This window comes from Streptomyces sp. NPDC059010 (assembly GCF_042740355.1).
GTDB lineage: Bacteria > Actinomycetota > Actinomycetes > Streptomycetales > Streptomycetaceae > Streptomyces.
Genome location: NZ_JBHYJA010000065.1, coordinates 29,029 through 50,173, shown reverse-complemented (window position 1 = coordinate 50,173; position 21,145 = coordinate 29,029). Strand labels below are relative to the sequence as shown.

The window sequence follows — 21,145 nt, the reverse complement described above, 5'->3', positions numbered from 1 at the left end:
GCCCGCCCCCCTCCTCTTCCGCCCCCCCCTGCCCCTCCCCCTCCCCCACCCTGGCCTGCCCCCGCCCGGCCGCCCCCCCCCCCCCCCCCCGCCCCCCCCCCCCCCCCTTTCCGGCTTCAGCTGCCTTTCCGGCTTCGGACCGGCTTCAGAACCGGACGGCCGGCAACCCCCGCTTCAGCTTCGGCCCGAACGGCCGCTCCACGAACCGGTGCATCAGCCAGGCCAGCAGCAGCAGACTGCCCACGGACAGCGCCAGCGTCGGATAGGAGCCCAGGCCCAGACCGCGGTGCAGCACCCGGATGAAGAACCAGCCCAGGTGCTCATGGATCAGATAGAAGGGGTACGTCATCGCCCCGGCCACCGTCAGCCAGCTCCAGTTGGCCCAGCTCGTCCAGCCCAGCGCCACCACCGCCACGGCGGCGAAGGCGCAGAAGACGATGGCCTGGATGACGAGCGGGTTGCGATGGAAGTCGCCCTGCACGCCCGGGTGCCACAGCGCCGTCACCGAGTAGCGCTGGCCCAGCAGGAAGGACATGCCGACGATCCCCCACAGCAGCAGGTCGCTGCCGAAGCGGTGGATCAGATACAGCGCGAGACCGCCGATGAAGAACGGGGCGTGGTCGCGCATCACCAGCTCGTCGGTGAGCGGGTTGTCGGCGACCCGGGCGAACGCGCCGGCCAGCGTCCACAGGATGCAGAAGGTGACGACCCGCTTGTAGGTGACGCCCTTCCAGATCACGAACAGGGCGAACAGTACATAGAACTTCAGCTCCACCCACAGCGTCCAGCACACGCCCAGGACCCGCGGCACGCCCAGCGGCTGCTGCATCATCGTGAGGTTGACCAGGAGCTCGTCGGGCCGCAGCGGGTGGACCACGACCGGCAGCAGCACCGCGGCGCCGGTGACCATGACGATCGCCACCCAGTACGCCGGGAAGAGGCGGGAGATCCGGGAGCGGAAGAAGTCGCCGAGGCTGCGGCCCCAGCTGCTCATGCAGATCACGAACCCGCTGATGACGAAGAAGAACTGCACACCGAGGCTGCCGTAGGTGGAGAACTGCGACAGCGTCGGGAACATCGCTCCGGGGGACTGGTGCCAGGAGTTGGCCACCTCGCCGTTCTTGCCGGTGAAGTGGTACATGCACACCATGAGCGCGGCCACCAGGCGCAGCCCGTCCAGGGCGCGCAGCCGGCTCTCTCTTCGGGGCCGTACAGGAGGCCGCTCGGCGAGGACCTGGTTCAGCCGGGGTGCCGGGGGTGCCGGCGGTGCCGTCGCCTGGTCAGCCGTGCTCATCCTGGGGCCCTTCTCCTGGGAGTCGCGAGGAGCGTTCGGTCGTACGTGACGGCTGTTGCCGTTTAATACGATGACCGAACGCTATGTCCCTCGGACGGGTGAAAGGTGAGTGACGTCTGACGCTCAGGGAGCGCATAGGTGTCACACGGATGAACAACCACCCCTTGTTTCTGGCTACTTTCGGCCGGCCACCTGCTTCAGCGCCCGGGCCCGGCGCGCCAGTCGGCGCACGGTCGCGTTGCGCGGGATGAAGGAGAGCTGGGCCGGTACGGCGCCGGGCAGGGCCAGCGAGGTCAGGCGCTTGCGCTTGAAGTAGCGCCAGGTGTGCGGGTTCAGCTGCCGGGAGAGGTAGGCCTCCGCGGCGCCGCGCAGCCCCGGGTAGATCTTGGGCTGCATCGCGAACCCGACGGCCCCCAGCAGCGCGTCCAGTTCGTCCACCCGCTCCCGCGAGGGCATCGCCCAGGCGTTCACCGCGGCGGCGTCCGCGATGTCCGGCAGCAGTGCGTCGACGATGGTCAGCGGCACCCGGTTGCTGTTCTGGTAGGGCGTGAGCCGGGCCAGCACGGCGTCGGTGCCGACCCGCGCGACCGGGACGCCGTACAGACCGGCGGCGGTCAGCAGCGCGGTCGAGAAGCAGCCGACGACCAGTGCGGGCCGCAGCCGCTGGAAGACGACCTCGGCGAGTACGGGGCGGTCCAGCAGGGTGAGTTCGGCGCCCAGCGTCTTCGCCTCGTCCTCCAGGAGCCGCGACCAGCGGGCCGGGGCGACCGGGTGCGGCTTGAAGACGAGCCTGCGGTGGCCGAGCGCGACGGCGCCGCGCACCATCTGCAGATGCAGGTCCTCCTCCTCGGCGTCGGTGAGGATGCCGAGCGCGCCGAGGTACTGGCCGAGCAGCAGCGCCGGCTGATCACCGCCGGCCGACGCCGGCAGGAGGGCCACCTCGGTCTCCGCCTCGGCGAGTTCGCCGAGCACCTTCAGGAACACCTCGGACGGCACCAGTTCGGACGGGACGCCGAACTCGGTGAGCAGCAGCGGGGTGAGGCCCGGGACGAGATCGAGGTGCAGCAGCCGGCCGATCCGGGTGCCGACCAGCGGGTCGATCTTGTCGCGCGTGGGGCCATAGCTTATGAGGCCGTCCGCGTAGGCGACGACGGGAGCGCCGGTGAACAGCTGGCACAGCGCCAGGGCCGGGTTGACCTGGACGGACTCGACGGCCAGCTGGATCTCGTCGTCACCGAGGTCCCACAGCAGCCGTACGTACCGCTCCCACATGGGGATGTCGTTCTCACGGGGAGACCAGCCGCTGGGGTGGAACGGGGAGATGGTCTCGTTCCAGGACAGCACCTCGTCGAAGCGCTCGCGCAGTTGGGCGAAGCCCGGCATCGCGTCGACGGACGGGGTGATCTCCGGGTTGACCGCGTTGTTGGTGACCAGCAGGATCCGGCGGTCGGCCGGTTCGAAGAGCCCGGCGTCCAGGGCGGCGGCCAGGGTCGCGGCGCCGTACAGCGTCGAGGCGCAGAAGATCTGGGTGGTGCGACGCATCAGGCGGCCACCGTCCGGGCCCCGACCGCCCTGCGGCGCACCCGCCGCAGCCGGGCCGCTCGCTGCGCGTCCATCGAGTCCATAACCTCCGCGAGCACGTCCTGCGGCATTCTTTTCAGAGCGGCGGCGCTCATCGAGCGCAGTTTTCGAGCCACTGCGGGTTCGAACCTCTCGATTTGTCCGAGATGATGAGCCATGATCGCGCAATAAGTGCGCACGGCTTTCGGCAGCAGCTTATCGGCCTCGGGGTCAGCGGCGGTTTCCACGATTACCTGGTCGAACGCACGAATGAAATCCAGCTGCCGGACATCACCGATCTGGGTGAGAGACGACGCCACGCCGCGCCGGTAGTAGACACCGAGCAGCCCCACCGCGGCGAAGGATTCCGCCTCCCGGTGCAGCTTCCAGATCCACGGCCGGTCCTCGGCGGTGCGCAGCCCGTGCGTGAAGTGCAGGAGCCCGCGGTCGACCAGCCGGCGGTGGTAGACGCCGGCCCAGGCGTACGCGTAGTCCACGGACGTCGACCGGTCGGCGGGCAGGATCGCCTCGCGCGGGTTCATCACCGTCCAGCGGCGGCCGTGCGGCACCCGGTGGATGCTGCGCGCCCGGCCGGTGCACTGCACATGGTCGGTGCGCACGAAGTCGCAGTCCAACTCCTCGATGGCGGACAGGAGTTGGGGGAAATAGCCGGGCGCCAGCCAGTCGTCGCCGTCGAGGAACGTCAGATACTCGCCGCGCGCCTTGTCGATCCCTGTGTTCCGTGCGGTGGCCAGCCCTCCGTTCTGCTCGTGTCTGACGAGCACCGCGCCGGGCAGCTCGCGCTCCGCGCGCGCGAGGATGTCCGGTGTCCCGTCCGTCGAGCAGTCGTCGACGAGGATGAACTCGAAGTCCGCGCGTGTGTTCGCACGCAGGCTCTTCAAGGTGTCTGGCGCGTATTGCTGCACGTTGTAGAACGGCACGATGACGGAGAGCTTGACCACGTGAGGGACGTTAGGGCGCGGTCCGACATCCGTCTTTACTCGCAGCTTGATGTCAGGTGAACGACGCGTGTCGATGCCGTGAACCAGGCTTTTTTTCAACCGTTCCGGGCCCCGATTCGCCGTTCGGCGGTGTGCTGTTAACCCTTTGTTACATTTCGGTTGGGCGGAACATCGAAATTGCTTCCTAGCGTCTTCGACGTGCCAGTAAGTGCGACGAAGACAAGGCGAGTGGCCGTACTCGCGGATTCCGATACCCGGTGGAAGTGGGGTGCGCTCACCGCGAGCCGCATAGCTTCCGAGAACACCGGGGAATCGGACATCCACCTGGACGGATACCTCCTGCGCGGCCGGGCCACCCCCACCGCCCGCCAGCTCCAGGAAGTCGGCGTCCATGCCGACTCCCTGCGCGAGGTGACCGCCGTCGAGTTCCTGCGCAGCATGGCGCAGGAGTCGTACGACGTCGTCGTCCTCGCCCTCGTGGGCGGTGGTGTGCAGGCCATGCTGCACGGACTGAAGCGGGTCTGGGAAGAGCGCACCGAGCGCCCCGTCGTCGTCACCGGCTATGTCGGCGTCGTCTACGAGAAGCTCGCCGACGGCCTGCTGCTGCGGCACGGCGCGGACCTCGTCCTCGCCAACTCCCGCCAGGACGCCGAGCGCTTCCGCGCGGTGTACGAGGGAGTCGGCGCCGACGCCTCGGCGGTGACCGAGGTCGCCCTGCCGTTCCTCGGCGGGGCGCCCTACACCGGCGAGCACGACCCGTCCGCGAAGCAAGGGCAAAGGCCGTACACGGTCGTCTTCGCCGCCCAGCCCTCCGTGCCGGACAGCCGCAAGGACCGTACGTACCTGCTGAACCGCCTCATCCAGCACGCCCGCAGGCACCCCGAGCGCGAGGTGCTGCTCAAGCTGCGCTCCAAGCCGGGCGAGCACACCACGCACATCGAGGAACTGCCGTACCAGAAGCTGGTCCAGCGGCTCGAACCGCCGGCCAACTTCAAACTGGCGTACGGCAACATGGGCGAGGTCCTCGACCGCACCGACCTGATGGTCACCATCAGCTCCACGGCGGCGCTGGAATCGCTGCACCGCCGTATCCCCACCGTCGTCCTCACCGACCTCGGTGTGCGCGAGGTGCTCGGCAACCACCACTTCGTGGGCTCCGGGTGCCTCGCCTCCTGGGACCAGCTCGACGAGGGACACCGGCCGACGGCCGACGAGGAGTGGGTGTCCCGGCAGGGCGTCTGCGCCGACGGCACCTACGCCAACGCCTTCGACCCGGCCCGTGAGCGCATCGCCAAGCTGCTCGCGCGGCCCGGCGGACTGCCCGCCCTGACGCCGTACTACACGCCGGCCACCGCGCCCGGCTATCTGCCCGGCATCCTCGCCCGCCACCACCTCGGCGTCGACGGCAGCCCGCTGCCCGGCGCCCCCGCCCATGACAGGGAGCCCGGCCCGGTCCGCCAGATAGTGCGGCGGGCGGCACGCGGCGCCTACCGGCACGGCGTGCAGCGCGTGGCGCCCGTCATCCGGCGGATGGGGGAGCTGTGAGCGATCCGACGACCGATCCGGGGACCGGGGCGCCGGGACGCGCCCCGAAGCCCCTGCCAAGAGCCCAAGGAGTGGAGCCCATGTCCAACTCGGAAGCAGGTCAAGGCACTGCGGTGCCACGGGTGCTCGCCGTGATCCCCGCGCGCGGCGGCTCCAAGGGCGTGCCCGCGAAGAACCTGATGCCCGTCGGCGGTGTGCCGCTCGTGGCGCGAGCCGTACGTGAGTGCCGGGCTTCGAGACTCGTCACGGATGTCGTCGTCTCCACCGACGACCAGGGCATCGCGGCCGCCGCCCGGCAGGCCGGTGCCGAGGTCGTGCTGCGCCCCGCCGCCATCGCCGGTGACACCGCGACCTCCGAGGCGGCCGTGCTGCACGCGATGGACGCGCACGAGTCGCTGCACGGCGCGAAGGTGGACGTGGTGCTGCTGGTGCAGTGCACGAGCCCGTTCATCATCCGCGAGGACCTCGACGGCGTCGTCAAGGCGATCGTCGCGAACCACGCCGACACGGCCCTGACCGTCGCGCCCTTCCACGGCTTCGTGTGGCGGCACGGCGACGACGACGCGACCGCCGCGGAGACCGAGCGCGCGGCCACCACCGGCGGCTACGGCGTCAACCACGACAAGTCCTTCCGCCCGCGCCGCCAGGACCGCCCCCAGGACTTCCTGGAGACCGGTGCCGCCTACGCGATGGCCGCCGACGGCTTCCGCGAGCACAAGCACCGCTTCTTCGGCCGCACCGAACTCGTGCGCACCGACCCCGCCCGGGTCCTGGAGATCGACGATCCCCACGACCTGGCCCGCGCCCGCGCGCTGGCTCCGCTGTTCGACGCGGACCGCCCCGGCGCCCTCCCGACCACGGACGACATCGACGCGGTCGTACTGGACTTCGACGGCACCCAGACAGACGACCGGGTGCTGATCGACGCCGATGGAAAGGAGTTCGTCTCCGTGCACCGCGGAGACGGCCTCGGCATCGCCGCCCTGCGCAAGAGCGGCCTGAAGATGCTGATCCTCTCCACGGAGCAGAACCCGGTCGTCGCCGCCCGCGCACGGAAGCTCAAGATCCCCGTGCTGCACGGCATCGACCGCAAAGACCTCGCACTGAAGCAGTGGTGCGAGGAGCAGGGCATCGCGCCTGAGCGCGTGCTCTACGTCGGCAACGACGTCAACGACCTCCCGTGCTTCGCCCTCGTGGGCTGGCCCGTGGCGGTCGCGAGCGCCCACGACGTCGTGCGCGGCGCCGCACGCGCGGTCACCGCCACCCCCGGTGGCGACGGCGCGATCCGAGAGATCGCCAGCTGGATCCTCGGCCCCTCTCTCGACTCCCTCACCAAGTAAGGACATCTCTGCCATGAGCACCTACTCCCGCCTCCGCAACTTCGGCTCGCGCGAAGTCGGCCCGGGCAAGCCCGTCTACATCTGCGGCGAGATCGGCATCAACCACAACGGTGAGCTGGAGAACGCCTTCAAGCTGATCGACGTGGCCGCCGAGGCCGGCTGTGACGCCGTCAAGTTCCAGAAGCGCACCCCGGAGATCTGCACCCCGCGCGACCAGTGGGACATCGAGCGCGACACCCCCTGGGGCCGGATGACCTACATCGACTACCGCCACCGTGTGGAGTTCGGTGAGGACGAGTACCGCCAGATCGACGAGTACTGCAAGAGCAAGAACATCGACTGGTTCGCCTCCCCGTGGGACACCGAGGCCGTCGCCTTCCTGGAGAAGTTCGACGTCCCGGCCCACAAGGTCGCGTCCGCGTCCCTGACGGACGACGAGCTGCTCCGCGCCCTGCGCGCCACGGGCCGCGCGGTGATCCTCTCCACCGGCATGTCGACGCCGAAGCAGATCCGCCACGCGGTCGAGGTCCTGGGCTCGGACAACATCCTGATGTGCCACGCCACCTCGACGTACCCCGCGAAGGCCGAGGAGCTCAACCTCCGCGCGATCAACACGCTGGAGAAGGAGTTCCCGAACGTCCCGATCGGCTACTCCGGCCACGAGACGGGCCTGCAGACCACGCTGGCCGCGGTCGCCCTGGGCGCCGTCTTCGTGGAGCGCCACATCACCCTGGACCGCGCGATGTGGGGTTCGGACCAGGCCGCCTCGGTCGAGCCGCAGGGCCTGACGCGCCTCGTCCGCGACATCCGCACCATCGAGGCGTCCCTCGGTGACGGCGTCAAGAAGGTCTACGACTCCGAGCTCGGCCCGATGAAGAAGCTGCGCCGCGTCGCCGGTGTGGTCGCCGAGGCGGAGATCGCCGCGGCGGCGGGCGAGCCGGTGTCGGTCTGACCGGTGTCGGTCTGACCGATGTCGGGGTCTGAGACAGACCCTGCTGACTCCCCGGGTCCGAGTGCTCCAAGTAGGAGGAGCGCTCGGACTCGGAGCCAGTTCCAGCGACTTGAGCGACTTCTGAATACGAGCGCCGCATGAGCGCCTTACGACGGGTAGACAGGTAGGTCGTACGTCGATGAGCTTCCGCGCCGGGAACACCGGCCCCCACACTCTCGCCTTCGTCGAGAGCCCGGTACAGCTCCTGAACGTGCTGGAGTGGGCACACGCCCACGCGCACAGCGTCGGCGCGGGGCTCACCCTCGTCGTCCTGTCCCCGAACGACCCCATGACCCGCGGCCAGCTGCGCCGGATGGCCGAGCTGGCGCGCGAGGACGGTCACCAGGTCCGCTGGGAGGAGGCGCGGGGCGGCGCGGCGGCCCCCTTCCAGACGATCGGCGGCCTGACGGGCCTGCTCCGCAGGGCGGACCGGGTGGTCCTGGGCGACCCGTTCTCCCGCTACGTCCAGTTGCTGCTGACCATCACCAAGGCCCGCAACCTCGTCGTGGTGGACGACGGCACGGCGACCATGGAGTTCGTCGCCCAACTGGCCCGCGGCGAACGCCTGGTCCGCTGGCACCGCAAGGGCGGCCGCCCCGGCCCCCGCGACCTGGTCTTCGCCCCGGTGTCGTCGGCGGCCCGCAAACGCCTGACGCCGAGTGAGCACAGGTCGGTCGAGATCTTCTCCTCCATGCCGATGGAGGAGACCCCGGACGGCGTGAAGGTCACCACCAACACCTTCGCCTGGACCCGAGACCGCTTCGGCCCGCCCCGCATCACCAAGGGCGCGGACATGGTGGGTACGTCCCTGGTCGAGACGGGCGTGGTCGACGGCGACCGCTACCTGGAGGCGGTCAGCTCCCTGGCGAAGACCCACGGCGCGACCCGTTACTTCGCCCACCGCCGGGAGAGCGCGGAGAAGCTGCACCGGCTGGCGGTGGAGACGGGACTGGAGGTCGTACGCCCCGACCTCCCACTGGAGCTGATCGCCCGCCGCGGCCCGATCGGCCGCACGATCCTGAGCTTCCCGTCGACGGTTGTGCACACCCTGCCCCTGGCGCTGTCCGGCACGGAGGTACGAGTCGCCGTGTGCGACATCGACCCCGCCTGGCTGACGGAGAACGCGTCGCCTCGGGCGCAGGGCTTCTTGTCGGGGGTTACGGGGACGGCTCGGGATGTGCACCGGCTGTCGGCGGTTACGGCGGTGTAGGCGGGGGCCCTACGGGCGACGGCAGCCGTCGTCACCAGGGTGTCCAGCGCCTACGCCGCCCTCTGTGCCAGCAGAAACGCGCGAGGGCGCTTCTCCTCGTCCTGAGGTTCGCGCAGGATACGGGCCTGGAGCCGTAGGCCGGCCTTGGTCAGGGCGTCGGCGACGGTTTGCGGGGTTCGCCAGTAGTAGTCGAGTGAGATCTCCTGGCCGAAGCGTTCGGTCAGGTGGGTCCGGTCCTCGGCGTCGCCGGACTGGAAGCCCAGCAGCACCGGGGCTCCGGGGCGCAGGACGCGGTGGAACTCGGTGAAGGTGGCGGGCAGGTGGTCGTCGGGGACGTGGATGATCGAGTACAGCGCGATGATCCCGCCCAGCGTCTCGTCCGGCAGGTCCAGGGACGTCATCGAGCCGACGTGGAACCGGAGTTCGGGGTGTGCGCGGCGGGCCAGGGCCACCATCCGCGGTGAGATGTCGACGCCGAAGGCGGGAACGCCGAGAGCGTCCAGACGGGCGGTGACGTAGCCAGGTCCGCTCCCGAGGTCGGCGACCGGCGCGGGCGCGTGGTCGCGGGCCAGCTCGGTGAAGGCGGTGACCAGGGCCCGGTCCAGGGGATTGCTGTCGGCCAGCCAGTCGGGGAAGGCCTCCGTGTAGGCGGGGGCGATGGCGTCGTACGAGGCTCTGGTGGTTTCCAGGAAACCGGAGGGTTCGGCGGTCACGAAGCGCACCCTAGTGCGGGTGGTGGACGGACGTCCGGGACTTCACCGCCTCAATGAAGAGGGTGAAGGCTCCGCTCGGGAAGGTGAGGGTTGCCCGGGCCGGGGTCTTTGAGTCGCGGATGGCTATGTGGGTGCGGCGGTCTGAGATTTCCACGCAGGCGTTGCCGTCGCCGCTGCCGGAGTAGGACGACTTCCGCCAGATGTCGGGGGTGCCCATGTGGTGCCTCACAGCTCTTTCGCCAGCCTGTGGATGAGGTCACGCGACCGCTCGGGTTCGAGTGATACCGCCTCCACTCTACGGAAAAGTGTTCGGAAGACGGCGAGCTGGGCTTCGGAGTCGATGAAGAGCGTGCCATGAGGGCCGTCGCGTACCACGGTGTCCAACTTCGGGACGGTGCCGCCGGCGTACACCATGTCGGCCGTGACGTCGGCGAATTCGTCCAGCTCGAAGGGGATGACGCGCACGGTGATGTGGTCCGCCTCGGAGAGCTCCAGGATGCGGGCGAGTTGAGCACGTGAGGTGGCGCGGCCGCCGACTCTGATGCGCAACGCCGCCTCGTGGACCAGAGCTTCGTACGGGATCGGTCGGGCCTCCCCGATGATGATGCGGCGCTGCATTCGATGGCGGACGCGCAGCTCCAGTTCACTCTGGGGGAGTTCGGGAACTCGGCGCGAGAAGAGCGCTCGTGCGTAGTCCTCGCTCTGGAGAAGGCCGGGGACGTGCAGGAAGTCGACATCCCAGCGGTAGGTGGCGTGCTGCTCCAACTCGGACAGGTCCAGAAAGGAAGTGGGCAGCAGACCCCGGTACTCCTCCCACCAGCCGCGCGTCCGGTCGATCGCCATCGCCGTCAGGGCCTCGATGAACTCCTCGTCCGTGCAGGCGTAGTGCGCTGCGAGTCGACGCAGCCGCTGCTCGCTCACGCCTGAGGTGCCGGACTCGATCTGGCTGATCTGGACGGAGTTCACACCGAGCAGTGCTGCTGCCTCGCGGGCACTGAGTCCCGCTGCTTCGCGGAGCCTGCGCAATTCGACCGCCAGCCGCATCTGTCGCGCCGTGGGCTCGCGCTTGGTGCCCATCGATTGCTCCTTGGTTCAACGCGCTTGCAAGCAGGACTCGTTCGGGGGCCAGGTTACGCGATCGGCTTGCCGTTTCTTAAATCTAAGGTCTACCGTCAGTGATGCGACGCACACTCTGCGGAACGCCGGGATCCCCGGAAGCGCACCGCCCCGTCCTGCCATGACGGCCGCGGCACTGCCACCGCCCGCCAGCCGCAACCCCACTCCACCGAACGGGAGTTGACGCATGCCTGAAACCGATGCCGAGCCCGAGTCCGAGCCCTGGGAGTACTCCCTCTCCATCCCGAACGACGTACGCGCCGTCACCGTGAGCCGCCGCACCCTCCGTCTGATCCTCACCATGCACGGCCTGGTCAACCTCGTGGACGTCGCCGAACTGCTCGCCACGGAGCTGGTCTCCAACGCCGTACGCCACACGAAAGGGCCCGCCGCCCTACGGGTGCGCTGCGCGGCGGGCGTGCTGCGGATCGGGGCCTGGGACGCCGATCCCGAACCGCCCCGACCGCCGGCGGCACCGGATCAGCCGGCCGAGCTGGAGGACGGGCGCGGTCTCGCCCTCGTCCGGGCCTGCGCCGACCTGTGGGGGTGGCAGCCGCTGTCCCGGCACGGCAACCGGGGCAAGTACGTGTGGTGTGAGCTGGCCACGTAGCTGCCGCACACGATCGAGGGGCGGTCCGGGAAAGTGGACACAGGTCGAAACTCGGCCCGCCACACTCACCCAAACCGCCCCTGGACTGGGAAAACGTCAAAGTTCTACCGGAGTACTAGAACCAGCCGGTGCAGGTGATCACCGTGTTGTAGCCGGAGTCGCCGCAGGCTCGCATCACGGAGCCGTTCGGGTCCCTCCACGCTTCGGTGTGGACGCTGGTTCCCCCGGCGATCTCCCGCCAGCCCAGCTGCGGCTCCCAGGTCCGGCCGCCGTCGCGGCTGCGGTCCACCCAGACGTGCATGCCGGGAGCGCCGTTGGTGACCCGGCCCCAGGCGCAGGTGTTGTTCCCGGAGCCGTTGTACCTCAGCTCGAAGAGCTGGCCTTTGCTCCCGGTCGCCGAGCGGGCGGTCCCGGTCACCACGTTGGTGCTGCAGCCGTCCGCGGCACTGGCGGTGGTGGCGGCTCCGGACATGGCCAGCAGCCCCGTGGTCATGGCCAGCGCCGAGACGGTGGCCGCGATCTTCTTGTTGAATCGCATGTCGTCCATTCCCCGTGGGAGCCCTGAGGCTCTTGTGGTCGATTTCGTCTTGCGTGAACCATCCAGATGGCGGGCCGCAGGGAGGGAACGGCTCACGAACAGTGCATGTGTGAACGGTCCGGTCCGAAGCCGATCGAGCTGCCGCTCCACCTCCTCGGCCCCCTGGTCGCAGCCCTTGCGCCGGTCAAGCGCTTCTGGTCCCTTCCGGTGCAACTCTGCGGGGCATGTGCAGCAGCGATCAATGCCTCTTTGCTAATGCGGCGATTACTGAGCTTGAACCCATGCTCTGGGCGAGGCGCCCGAGCTTGGCCGACCACGGATCGGCGGTCCCGACAGGCGAACACAACCGACGGTTTTGTCCGCGGCGTGGTATGCCAGGAGATGTGGATGGCCCGCGTCGTCACTCTCCGTCTCTGTCAATTCCATGATCGACTTGGCGAAAAGGAGCGCGAGTTTACCCACCCAAACCGATACCTATGCGTCGAGTGGCCAGATTTTCTTCCCCAATCGGGTTGAACTTTTGTTGATCGAGGGTCAGTTGGCCGCCTCGGCGTCCTACCCTTCAGAGGGTGAACCAACTGATGTCCGCAGAGTCCGAGGTCGATCACCCAGGGGAAGCAGCCCTCCCCGGCACCCTGCCGGAGGCGCTCCGTGCCGAACTCATCGAGTTCCGGCGCGACTTGCACATGCACCCGGAGCTCGGCAACCAGGAGTTCCGTACGACCGCCGCGATCAAGGCCCGGCTGGAGAAGGCCGGCCTGAAGCCCCGCGTGCTCGCCATCGGAACCGGGCTCATCTGTGACATCGGGGAGTGGGACGGCAAGCGGCCCATGCTCGCCCTGCGCGCCGACATCGACGGCCTGCCGATCCCGGACACGAAGAGTGACTGCCCGTATCGGTCGACCGTGCCGGACCGGGCCCATGCCTGTGGCCACGACGTGCACACCGCCGTGGTCCTCGGGGCGGGGCTGGTCCTGGCCGAGCTGCACAAGCGCGGAGAGCTGCCCCGGCCCGTCCGGCTGCTCTTCCAGCCCGCCGAGGAGGTGCTCCCCGGGGGCGCCGCCGACGTCGTCGAGTGCGGGGTGCTGGAGGGTGTGGGGCAGATGCTCGCCGTGCACTGCGACCCCAAGGTGGACGCCGGGAAGATCGGGCTGCGGCAGGGCGCCATCACGTCCGCCTGCGACCGGCTGGAAATCGCCCTCGACGGGCCCGGCGGGCACACCGCTCGCCCTCACCTCACCACCGACCTGGTCACCGCCGCCGCCCGCGTCGTCACCGACGTACCCGCCCTCGTCGCCCGGCGCACCGACGCCCGCAGCGGGCTCGCCGTGACCTGGGGGCGTATCGAGTCCGGCCACGCTCCGAACGTCATCCCGCAGCACGCCGAGCTCTCCGGGACCGTCCGCTGCCTGGACCTCGACACCTGGCGGCAGGCTCCCGACCTCGTCGTCGCCGCCATCGACGAGGTCGCCAACCTGCACCGCGCCAAGTCGGAGATCAACTACATCCGCGGCGTCCCGCCCGTCGTCAACGACCCCGCCTCGACGGAGCTGATGCGCGAGGCCATGACCGCCCGCCGAGGCGCCGACTCCGTCGAGAGCACCGAGCAGAGCCTCGGGGGCGAGGACTTCTCCTGGTATCTGGAGCATGTGCCCGGCGCCATGGCCCGGCTGGGGGTGCGGGTGCCGGGGGACCGGGTCGGGCGTGATCTGCATCAGGGTGACTTCGATGTGGACGAGTCCGCCATCGCGGTGGGCGTGGAGCTGTTCACGGCGGCCGCGATTCTCGACGCCGCGGTCTAGCCACATCCCGATCCCGATACAGCCCCCGCTCCCGCCCGATACGGCCCCCCGCACCGCGTTGGGAGTGGTCGTCAGCCACTCGCCTCCCTCCGCTTGCGGTCTCCCGGCAGCGGAGGGAGTCTGGCCCCATGGCGGGCGGTCCTGAGCGCCGTCACCGGTGAAGGCGCCCAGGTCTACTCGTCCCATGCGTGCGTTTCGATCCGGTGGTTCACAAGGCCGTAACCGGCCATCGGCACGAATGGATAACGGCAGGGCGAAACCCCGTTCCCAGGAGTGTCTACGCGCGTTAATGTGCGCCGAACTCAGCACCCACTGCGGGGCTTGGAGAATGGGGACTTCACGATGCGTCGGATTTCCAAACTGACCCGTGTCGCGGTGGGGGTCGCGTCGATCGCGCTCGCTGCCACGGCGTGCGGTGGTACCAGCAGCGACAGCGGCAACGACAGCGACAGCAGCGGCGACACCAAGGGTCTCGCCATCGCGTACGACATCGGCGGCAAGGGCGACCAGTCCTTCAACGACGCCGCGTACGCCGGCCTGCAGAAGGCTCAGAAAGAGTTCGGTTACAAGACGGCCGACGTGGAGCCCACCGAGGGCGAGACGGACGCCGACAAGGAGCAGCGGCTCTCCTCCCTCGCCAAGCAGGGCTACAACCCGGTGATCGGCGTCGGCTTCGCCTACGGCCCCGCGATGACGGCCGTGGCCAAGAAATACCCGAAGACCACCTTCGGCATCGTCGACTCCGTCGTCGAGGGCGAGAACGTCGCCTCCCTCGTCTTCGCCGAGCAGGAGGCCTCCTACCTGGCCGGCGTCGCCGCCGCCAAGGCCACCAAGAGCAACATCGTCGGCTTCGTCGGCGGTGTGGACGTCCCGCTGATCCACAAGTTCGAGGCCGGCTACAAGCAGGGCGTCCAGGACACCAACCCCAAGGTCAAGGTCCTGTCGCAGTACCTGACGCAGACCGCCGAGGAGGGTGGCTTCGCCAGCCCCGACAAGGGCAAGGCCGCCGCCGAGGGCCAGATCGAAAAGGGGTCCGACGTCGAGTACGCGGCCGCCGGTCTGTCCGGTCAGGGCGTGATCGAGGCCGCCTCGAAGGCCAAGGTCTGGGCGATCGGTGTCGACTCCGACCAGTACAAGCAGGCGGCGCTCGCCAAGTACAAGAACTCCATCCTCACCTCCGCCCTCAAGGACGTCGGCGGCGCGGTCTACACGCTGGCCAAGTCCGTCGAGGACGACAAGCCGCTGACCGGCACCCAGACCTTCGACCTGAAGGTCAACGGCGTCGGCCTGGCCGAGTCCAACCCGGAGTTCGCGAAGATCGCCGGTCTCTCCGCCGCCGTGGCGAAGGCCAAGGCAGGCATCATCGACGGCTCCATCAAGGTCAAGACCGAGTAGCAGCGGTCGCAGGCAGACGCGGCAGCTGTCTCGCGTACGTCACGGCAGCGGTCGTACACACATTCGGCGGGCGGGCATCCGGGGGGTGCCCGCCCGCTCTGCTGTGCCCGGCTCCCACCTGCACCGACGTGGATCACCCACCGGCCCCCCTGGCTTTGCTGTCGGCAAGCCTTTGGTCAAGGGCGTGCGTTGAGTTGAACACGGCCGGATAACAAGGTGGACAGAAGGGGTTTTCAGGCTTGTCTACGCGCGTTAATCTGCGGCGAAAGCCAGCGCCGTAGCTGTGAAGCTGTACCGAGCTGTACCGTCCGGCGCTCGTACGACAGGAGTCACCACACATGCGCCGGATTTCCCGGATCACGGTCGCAGGCGCAGCGACCGCCTCTCTGGCCCTCGCGCTCTCCGCCTGCGGCGGCACCTCCACCGAGGCCTCCTCGGAGTCGAAGGGCGGCGGCGGCACCAAGGGCCTCGCCATCGCGTACGACGTCGGCGGCAAGGGCGACCAGTCCTTCAACGACGCCGCGTTCGCGGGTCTGGAGAAGGCGAAGAAGGAATTCGGCTACGACACGCAGGACGTCGAGCCCACCGAGGGCGAGACGGACGCCGACAAGGAGCAGCGACTGGTGTCGCTGGCCAAGCAGGGCTACAACCCGGTCGTCGGTGTCGGCTACGCGTACGCCGCCGCCGTCAAGGGCGCCGCGGAGAAGTTCCCGAACACCACCTTCGGCATCGTGGACGACTCCACGGTCGAGTCGAAGAACGTCGCCGACCTGGTCTTCTCCGAGGAGGAGGCCTCGTACCTGGCCGGTGTCGCCGCCGCCAAGAACACCAAGACGAACACGGTCGGCTTCGTGGGCGGTGTGGACATCCCGCTGATCCACAAGTTCCAGGCCGGCTTCGAGCAGGGCGTCAAGGACACGGACCCGAAGGTCAAGGTCCTGTCGCAGTACCTCACGCAGACCGCGGAGGAGGGCGGCTTCGCCAGCCCCGACAAGGGCAAGTCGGCCGCCGAGGGCCAGATCGAGAAGAAGGCCGACGTCGTCTACGCCGCCGCCGGTCTGTCCGGCCAGGGTGTCATCGAGGCCGCCGCCGCCAACAAGGTGTGGGCCATCGGCGTCGACTCCGACCAGTACAGCCAGGCGGCCCTCGCCAAGTACAAGGACTCGATCCTGACGTCGGCGATGAAGGACGTCGCCAAGGCGGTCTACACGCTGGCGAAGTCGGTCAAGGACGGCAAGCCCGCGACCGGTATCGTTCGTGGCGATCTGAAGACCGGCCAGGTGAGCCTGTCGAACTCCAACCCGAAGTTCGCGGACAACGCCGAGGTCCAGGAAGCCATCAAGACGGCCAAGGAGAAGATCATCAGCGGCGAGATCAAGGTCAAGTCCAGCTGATTGCAGCAATACCCTGAGCAGCGGTAACCCCGGGGTTACGTCCGCTCAACGGGGTACGGGGAGACTCTCCCGGCGGGAGCCTTCCCCGTACCCCGTTGTCGCGGTGCGTCGACCCCTTTCAGGCCATAGGGGCGCTACGCGCGTAGACGACCCCCGTCCCCAGGAGTGTGCGCCATCAACGCGTCCAGCAGCCCTCCGGCCGGCGCGGCGGTCAACGGTCAGGTGACCGCCGTCGAACTCGCCGGGATCACCAAGCGATTCCCGGGCGTCGTGGCCAACCACGACATCCACCTCACCGTCCGCAAGGGCACTGTCCACGCCCTCGTCGGCGAGAACGGCGCCGGCAAGTCGACGCTGATGAAGATCCTCTACGGCATGCAGAAGCCGGACGAGGGGACCATCGCGGTCGACGGTCAGCAGGTGAGCTTCGGCAGTCCCGCCGACGCCATCGTCCGCGGCATCGGCATGGTGCACCAGCACTTCATGCTCGCCGACAACCTCACCGTCCTTGAGAACGTCGTGCTGGGCAGCGAGAAGCTGTACGGCATCGCCGGCAAGGCCCGCCGCAAGATCAAGGAGCTCTCCGAGCGCTACGGCCTCGGCGTGGAGCCCGACCGCCTGGTCGAGGAGCTCGGCGTCGCCGCCCGCCAGCGCGTGGAGATCCTCAAGGTCCTCTACCGCGGCGCCACCACCCTGATCCTCGACGAGCCGACGGCCGTGCTCGTGCCGCAGGAGGTCGACGCGCTCTTCGACAACCTGCGCGAGCTGAAGGCCGAGGGCCTGTCGGTCATCTTCATCTCCCACAAGCTGGGCGAGGTGCTCTCCGTCGCCGACGAGATCACCGTCATCCGCCGGGGTACGACGGTCGGTACGGCCGTGCCCGCCGAGACCACGTCGAAGCAGCTCGCCGAGATGATGGTCGGCAGCGAGCTGCCCACGCCGGAGACCGCGGAGTCCACGGTCACCGACCGCCCGGTCATCTCCGTCGACAAGCTGCGCCTGGAGGCGGTGGGCGGCAAGGCGCTGCTGGACGACATCACCTTCACCATCCACGCGGGCGAGGTCCTGGGCATCGCCGGCGTCGAGGGCAACGGCCAGACCGAGCTGGTCGACGCGCTCATCGGCCTGAAGGGCGCCGACTCCGGCACGATCACCCTCATCGAGGAGGAGATCACCGGCTGGACCACCCGCAAGCGCCGCGAGCAGGGCATCGGCTACATCCCCGAGGACCGCCACCGGCACGGCCTGCTCCTGGAGGCCCCCCTCTGGGAGAACCGCATCCTCGGCCATGTCACCGAGAAGCCCAACGCCAAGGGCGTATGGCTGGACCCGAAGGCCGCGCAGGAGGACACGCGTCGCATCGTCGAGGCGTACGACGTCCGCACGCCCGGCATCGACGTCACCGCGGCCTCCCTGTCCGGCGGCAACCAGCAGAAGCTGATCGTCGGCCGCGAGATGAGCCACAAGCCGCGCTTCCTGATCGCCGCGCACCCCACCCGCGGTGTGGACGTCGGCGCGCAGGCCGCGATCTGGGACCACATCCGCGAGGCCCGCCGCGACGGCCTGGCCGTGCTGCTGATCTCCGCCGACCTGGACGAGCTGATCGGCCTGTCCGACACGCTCCGGGTGATCTACAACGGCAAGCTGGTCGCGGACGCCGACCCGGCCACCATCACCCCGGAGGAGCTGGGCTCGGCGATGACCGGTGCCGCGACCGGCCACCTGGAACACGACGAGAACGCCGAGCCGCAGGCAGACACCCCCGAGATCCGCAAGTCTCCCGAGGCTCCGGAAGACGAGGCCCGCTGATGAAGAAGTTCGACAAGGAGCGCGTGCTCCTCGCGGTGGCCGGACCGGTCATCGCGCTCGCCGTGGCCTTCGTGCTCAGCGCGATCGTGCTGCTCGCCTCGGGCAAGAGCCCCGTCGAGCCATACACCCTGATGTTCGAGCAGGCCTCGTACTCCGACATCCAGGTGCTGATCATCAACCAGGCCTCGATGTACTACATCGCGGCCCTCGCGGTGGCCATCGGCTTCCGGATGAACCTGTTCAACATCGGTGTCGACGGCCAGTACCAGCTGGCCGCCATGATGGCCGCCGTCGTCGGCGCCCACGCCAGCCTGCCGGCGGCCCTCCAGGTCCCGCTGCTGCTCCTCACCGCAGTCTGCACCGGTGCCTTCTGGGCCGGTATCGCCGGTGTCCTCAAGGTCACCCGCGGGGTCAGCGAGGTCGTCGCGACGATCATGCTGAACGCGATCGCCACCTCGGTCATCGCCTACCTGTGGCTGCCGAACGTCTTCGGCGTCAAGGTCGGCAACAACAACACCACCGGCGAGATGCACGAGTCCGGCTGGGTCCCCGGCATCGACATGGGCGACGCCGGCGAGATCTACGGCCTGGTCTTCCTCGCCGTACTGCTCGGCATCGGCTACTGGATCGTCCTCAACCGCACCCGCTTCGGCTTCGACCTGCGCGCCTCCGGCGCCTCGGAGTCCGCCGCCGCGGCCAGCGGTGTCGACCCCAAGCGCATGGTGCTCACCGCCATGCTGCTCTCCGGCGGTCTCGCGGGCCTCGCCGGTCTGCCGATCCTGCTCGGCGACACCCACACGTACAGCCTGAACTTCCCCACCGGCATCGGCTTCCTCGGCATCGGCATCGCGCTGCTCGGCCGTAACAGCCCGGTCGGCATCGCGTTCGCCGCCCTGCTGTGGGCCTGGCTCGACAAGGCATCGCCCGAGCTGGACTTCCACGGCTACGACAAGGAGATCGCGGTCATCATGCAGGGCCTGATCGTGCTCTCGGTCGTCGTCTCCTACGAGGCCGTCCGCGAGTGGGGCCTGCGTCGCCAGCAGCGCCGGGTCGGCGCCGAACTGGCCGCCGGTCACGTCCTCGGCGCCGACAACAACTCCAAGAAGGAGGTGGCCGGCCGATGACCACCCCGCAGACCTCAGCGGTCGACGTCAACCAGCCCACGCTGCAGCCCGCGGCGCCGACCGGCCGCCGCCTGTCGTGGCAGATCCTGCTGCTGGTCATCGCCGGAGCCCTGGCGCTGACCTCGATCGTCCGCATCATCACCGGCGCCGACGGCATCACCAACGTCAGCCAGATGTCCACCGCCCTCCAGCTCGCCGTGCCGATCGGCCTCGCCGGTCTCGGCGGTCTGTGGGCCGAGCGGGCGGGCGTCGTCAACATCGGCCTCGAAGGCATGATGATCCTCGGCACCTGGTTCGGCGCCTGGGCCGGCTTCCAGTGGGGCCCGTGGACCGGTGTCGTCGTCGGCATCATCGGCGGCTGCATCGGCGGCATCCTGCACGCCATCGCCACCGTCACCTTCCGGGTCAACCACATCGTCTCCGGTGTGGCGATCAACATCCTCGCCCTCGGCATCACCCGCTACCTCGCGCCGCTGGCCTTCGAGGGCCACGCGGGCGGCTCCGCCAAGCAGTCCCCGGCGGTCGACACCCTCGGTCACTTCACCGTGCCGGGCCTGTCCGACGGCCTGCGGGACCTGAACAACAACGGCTGGTTCTTCATCTCGGACATCGCCGGTCTGCTCGGCGGTCTGGTCACCAACGTCTCGTGGCTCACCCTGATCGCCATCGCGCTGATCCCGGCGACCTGGTGGATCCTGTGGCGCACCGCCTTCGGTCTGCGGCTGCGCTCCTGCGGTGAGAACCCGATCGCGGCCGAGTCCCTCGGCGTCAACGTCTACAGGTACAAGTACATCGCCGTGATCATCTCCGGCGGCCTGGCCGGTCTCGGTGGTGTCTTCCTCTCCATCGTGGCCAACCCCTTCTATCTGGAGGGCCAGGTCAGCGGCCGCGGTTACATCGGCCTCGCGGCGATGATCTTCGGTAACTGGATGCCGGGCGGTCTCGCCCTCGGCGCCGGCCTGTTCGGCTACACCGACAGCCTCAACCTGCGCGGCGGCTCGCAGAACGTCCACGCCCTGCTGCTGCTCGGCGCGCTGCTGCTGATCATCGGCGCCATCTGGCTGGTGGTCCGCAAGAAGTACGCCCCGTCGATGATCACCGCGGTGATCGGCGCCCTGGTGTACGCCTGGTACGCCACCACCAACGAGGTGCCCAACCAGGTCGTCTCCGCCACGCCGTACGTCGTCACCCTCGTCGTCCTCACGTTGTCCGCGCAACGCCTGCGGATGCCCAAGGCGGACGGTCTGCCGTACAAGAAGGGGCAGGGCAAGTGACCGCGGCCGCCTCCCACGACGTCGACTGGGACAAGCTGCGCGCCGCCGCCCGGGACGCCATGTCCCGCGCCTACGCCCCGTACTCCGGCTACCCGGTCGGCGTCGCGGCCGTGGTCGACGACGGCCGTACGATCACCGGCTGCAACGTCGAGAACGCGTCGTACGGCGTCGGCCTGTGCGCCGAGTGCGGACTGGTCTCGGAGCTGCACAACACCGGGGGCGGCCGGCTGACGCACTTCACGTGTGTCGACGGCAAGGGCGACGTCCTGGTGCCGTGCGGCCGCTGTCGCCAGCTGCTCTTCGAGTTCGGCGGCCCGGAGCTCCTGCTGGAGACCCCGGCGGGCATCCTGCCGCTGTCGGAGATGCTGCCCCAGGCCTTCGGGCCGGGCCACCTCCGCAAGTAACTCCCTTGTGGCCCCTCCGAGTTGATCCCGGCGATCGGCTCGGAGGGGCCCTACCACTTCTGGA

19 protein-coding genes are annotated in these 21,145 nt (G+C 69.1%); 12 read left to right on the top strand and 7 right to left on the bottom strand.

Annotated elements, in window-relative coordinates; genetic code table 11:
- Nucleotides 1-145: 145 nt before the first annotated feature.
- The 3 genes from ACFWYS_RS42745 to ACFWYS_RS42735 all read right to left on the bottom strand — a co-directional run bounded on the left by ACFWYS_RS42745 (nucleotide 146) and on the right by ACFWYS_RS42735 (nucleotide 3,816).
- Nucleotides 146-1,294, bottom strand: coding sequence for an acyltransferase family protein (locus ACFWYS_RS42745; protein ID WP_384781739.1), 1,149 nt, complete (start codon nucleotides 1,292-1,294; stop codon nucleotides 146-148).
- A 174-nt stretch (nucleotides 1,295-1,468) separates the two neighbouring features.
- Nucleotides 1,469-2,836 (bottom strand): polysialyltransferase family glycosyltransferase, encoded by a 1,368-nt coding sequence (locus tag ACFWYS_RS42740; protein ID WP_384781737.1) that lies wholly within the window; start codon nucleotides 2,834-2,836, stop codon nucleotides 1,469-1,471.
- Nucleotides 2,836-3,816, bottom strand: coding sequence for a glycosyltransferase family 2 protein (locus ACFWYS_RS42735; protein WP_384781735.1), 981 nt, complete (start codon nucleotides 3,814-3,816; stop codon nucleotides 2,836-2,838). Before ACFWYS_RS42735 ends, ACFWYS_RS42740 begins: the two co-directional genes overlap by 1 nt.
- 198 nt (nucleotides 3,817-4,014) lie before the next feature.
- Here ACFWYS_RS42735 and ACFWYS_RS42730 point away from each other — a divergent pair, with 198 nt between their 5' ends.
- The 4 genes from ACFWYS_RS42730 (at nucleotide 4,015) to ACFWYS_RS42715 (ending at nucleotide 8,902) form a co-directional block, all read left to right on the top strand.
- Nucleotides 4,015-5,361, top strand: a complete 1,347-nt coding sequence (locus tag ACFWYS_RS42730) for a DUF6716 putative glycosyltransferase (RefSeq protein WP_384781733.1) — start codon at nucleotides 4,015-4,017, stop codon at nucleotides 5,359-5,361.
- An 80-nt stretch (nucleotides 5,362-5,441) separates the two neighbouring features.
- A complete protein-coding gene (locus ACFWYS_RS42725; protein WP_384781731.1) occupies nucleotides 5,442-6,701 on the top strand; it encodes a cytidylyltransferase domain-containing protein in 1,260 nt (419 codons plus the stop codon).
- Nucleotides 6,702-6,714: 13 nt separating this feature from the next.
- Nucleotides 6,715-7,653 (top strand): N-acetylneuraminate synthase family protein, encoded by a 939-nt coding sequence (locus ACFWYS_RS42720; protein WP_126394455.1) that lies wholly within the window; start codon nucleotides 6,715-6,717, stop codon nucleotides 7,651-7,653.
- A 178-nt stretch (nucleotides 7,654-7,831) separates the two neighbouring features.
- On the top strand, nucleotides 7,832-8,902 hold the full coding sequence (locus ACFWYS_RS42715) for a hypothetical protein (RefSeq protein ID WP_384781729.1): 1,071 nt from the start codon (nucleotides 7,832-7,834) through the stop codon (nucleotides 8,900-8,902).
- A gap of 50 nt (nucleotides 8,903-8,952) precedes the next feature.
- On the opposite strand, the gene ACFWYS_RS42710 is transcribed toward ACFWYS_RS42715, so the two are convergent.
- The 3 genes from ACFWYS_RS42710 to ACFWYS_RS42700 are packed head-to-tail and all read right to left on the bottom strand — an operon-like array spanning nucleotide 8,953 to nucleotide 10,692.
- Entirely contained in the window at nucleotides 8,953-9,615 is a 663-nt protein-coding gene (locus ACFWYS_RS42710) for a class I SAM-dependent methyltransferase (protein ID WP_384781727.1), read from the bottom strand.
- A 10-nt stretch (nucleotides 9,616-9,625) separates the two neighbouring features.
- The gene (locus tag ACFWYS_RS42705) at nucleotides 9,626-9,832 is read right to left on the bottom strand and encodes a DUF397 domain-containing protein (protein ID WP_384781725.1); all 207 of its coding nucleotides are present in this window, start codon (nucleotides 9,830-9,832) and stop codon (nucleotides 9,626-9,628) included.
- An 8-nt stretch (nucleotides 9,833-9,840) separates the two neighbouring features.
- Entirely contained in the window at nucleotides 9,841-10,692 is an 852-nt protein-coding gene (locus ACFWYS_RS42700; protein WP_384781723.1) for a helix-turn-helix domain-containing protein, read from the bottom strand.
- Nucleotides 10,693-10,918: 226 nt separating this feature from the next.
- Here ACFWYS_RS42700 and ACFWYS_RS42695 point away from each other — a divergent pair, with 226 nt between their 5' ends.
- On the top strand, nucleotides 10,919-11,341 hold the full coding sequence (locus ACFWYS_RS42695; protein WP_384781721.1) for an ATP-binding protein: 423 nt from the start codon (nucleotides 10,919-10,921) through the stop codon (nucleotides 11,339-11,341).
- 115 nt (nucleotides 11,342-11,456) lie between these two features.
- Here the strand turns inward: ACFWYS_RS42695 and ACFWYS_RS42690 are convergent, their stop codons facing one another.
- The gene (locus tag ACFWYS_RS42690) at nucleotides 11,457-11,879 is read right to left on the bottom strand and encodes a glycosyl hydrolase (RefSeq protein ID WP_384781719.1); all 423 of its coding nucleotides are present in this window, start codon (nucleotides 11,877-11,879) and stop codon (nucleotides 11,457-11,459) included.
- A gap of 581 nt (nucleotides 11,880-12,460) precedes the next feature.
- Between ACFWYS_RS42690 and ACFWYS_RS42685 the strand changes: the two genes are divergently transcribed.
- From ACFWYS_RS42685 to ACFWYS_RS42655, 7 genes are all read left to right on the top strand, one after another.
- Nucleotides 12,461-13,681 (top strand): M20 family metallopeptidase, encoded by a 1,221-nt coding sequence (locus tag ACFWYS_RS42685; protein WP_384781717.1) that lies wholly within the window; start codon nucleotides 12,461-12,463, stop codon nucleotides 13,679-13,681.
- Nucleotides 13,682-14,023: 342 nt separating this feature from the next.
- The gene (locus ACFWYS_RS42680; RefSeq protein ID WP_384781715.1) at nucleotides 14,024-15,076 is read left to right on the top strand and encodes a BMP family protein; all 1,053 of its coding nucleotides are present in this window, start codon (nucleotides 14,024-14,026) and stop codon (nucleotides 15,074-15,076) included.
- Between the two features lie 338 nt (nucleotides 15,077-15,414).
- Nucleotides 15,415-16,470: a BMP family protein gene (locus tag ACFWYS_RS42675; protein WP_384781713.1), complete on the top strand. Its 1,056-nt coding sequence runs from the start codon at nucleotides 15,415-15,417 to the stop codon at nucleotides 16,468-16,470.
- Between the two features lie 222 nt (nucleotides 16,471-16,692).
- The gene (locus tag ACFWYS_RS42670) at nucleotides 16,693-18,279 is read left to right on the top strand and encodes an ABC transporter ATP-binding protein (protein ID WP_384781745.1); all 1,587 of its coding nucleotides are present in this window, start codon (nucleotides 16,693-16,695) and stop codon (nucleotides 18,277-18,279) included.
- Entirely contained in the window at nucleotides 18,279-19,403 is a 1,125-nt protein-coding gene (locus ACFWYS_RS42665; protein ID WP_384781711.1) for an ABC transporter permease, read from the top strand. Before ACFWYS_RS42670 ends, ACFWYS_RS42665 begins: the two co-directional genes overlap by 1 nt.
- Nucleotides 19,400-20,677, top strand: a complete 1,278-nt coding sequence (locus ACFWYS_RS42660) for an ABC transporter permease (RefSeq protein WP_384781709.1) — start codon at nucleotides 19,400-19,402, stop codon at nucleotides 20,675-20,677. Before ACFWYS_RS42665 ends, ACFWYS_RS42660 begins: the two co-directional genes overlap by 4 nt.
- Nucleotides 20,674-21,081 carry a cytidine deaminase gene (locus ACFWYS_RS42655; RefSeq protein ID WP_384781707.1) on the top strand — a complete coding sequence of 136 codons (408 nt, stop codon included), beginning with the start codon at nucleotides 20,674-20,676 and terminating at the stop codon, nucleotides 21,079-21,081. Before ACFWYS_RS42660 ends, ACFWYS_RS42655 begins: the two co-directional genes overlap by 4 nt.
- Nucleotides 21,082-21,145 lie beyond the last annotated feature (64 nt).

Bases quoted from the DNA above. Each gene is read 5' to 3' on its own strand.
- ACFWYS_RS42745 (WP_384781739.1), bottom strand. From the start codon at position 1,294: ATGAGCACGGCTGACCAGGCGACGGCACCGCCGGCACCCCCGGCACCC.
- ACFWYS_RS42740 (WP_384781737.1), bottom strand. From the start codon at position 2,836: ATGCGTCGCACCACCCAGATCTTCTGCGCCTCGACGCTGTACGGCGCC.
- ACFWYS_RS42725 (WP_384781731.1), top strand. From the start codon at position 5,442: ATGTCCAACTCGGAAGCAGGTCAAGGCACTGCGGTGCCACGGGTGCTC.
- ACFWYS_RS42720 (WP_126394455.1), top strand. From the start codon at position 6,715: ATGAGCACCTACTCCCGCCTCCGCAACTTCGGCTCGCGCGAAGTCGGC.
- ACFWYS_RS42715 (WP_384781729.1), top strand. From the start codon at position 7,832: ATGAGCTTCCGCGCCGGGAACACCGGCCCCCACACTCTCGCCTTCGTC.
- ACFWYS_RS42705 (WP_384781725.1), bottom strand. From the start codon at position 9,832: ATGGGCACCCCCGACATCTGGCGGAAGTCGTCCTACTCCGGCAGCGGC.
- ACFWYS_RS42700 (WP_384781723.1), bottom strand. From the start codon at position 10,692: ATGGGCACCAAGCGCGAGCCCACGGCGCGACAGATGCGGCTGGCGGTC.
- ACFWYS_RS42695 (WP_384781721.1), top strand. From the start codon at position 10,919: ATGCCTGAAACCGATGCCGAGCCCGAGTCCGAGCCCTGGGAGTACTCC.
- ACFWYS_RS42690 (WP_384781719.1), bottom strand. From the start codon at position 11,879: ATGCGATTCAACAAGAAGATCGCGGCCACCGTCTCGGCGCTGGCCATG.
- ACFWYS_RS42685 (WP_384781717.1), top strand. From the start codon at position 12,461: ATGTCCGCAGAGTCCGAGGTCGATCACCCAGGGGAAGCAGCCCTCCCC.
- ACFWYS_RS42680 (WP_384781715.1), top strand. From the start codon at position 14,024: ATGCGTCGGATTTCCAAACTGACCCGTGTCGCGGTGGGGGTCGCGTCG.
- ACFWYS_RS42675 (WP_384781713.1), top strand. From the start codon at position 15,415: ATGCGCCGGATTTCCCGGATCACGGTCGCAGGCGCAGCGACCGCCTCT.
- ACFWYS_RS42665 (WP_384781711.1), top strand. From the start codon at position 18,279: ATGAAGAAGTTCGACAAGGAGCGCGTGCTCCTCGCGGTGGCCGGACCG.
- ACFWYS_RS42660 (WP_384781709.1), top strand. From the start codon at position 19,400: ATGACCACCCCGCAGACCTCAGCGGTCGACGTCAACCAGCCCACGCTG.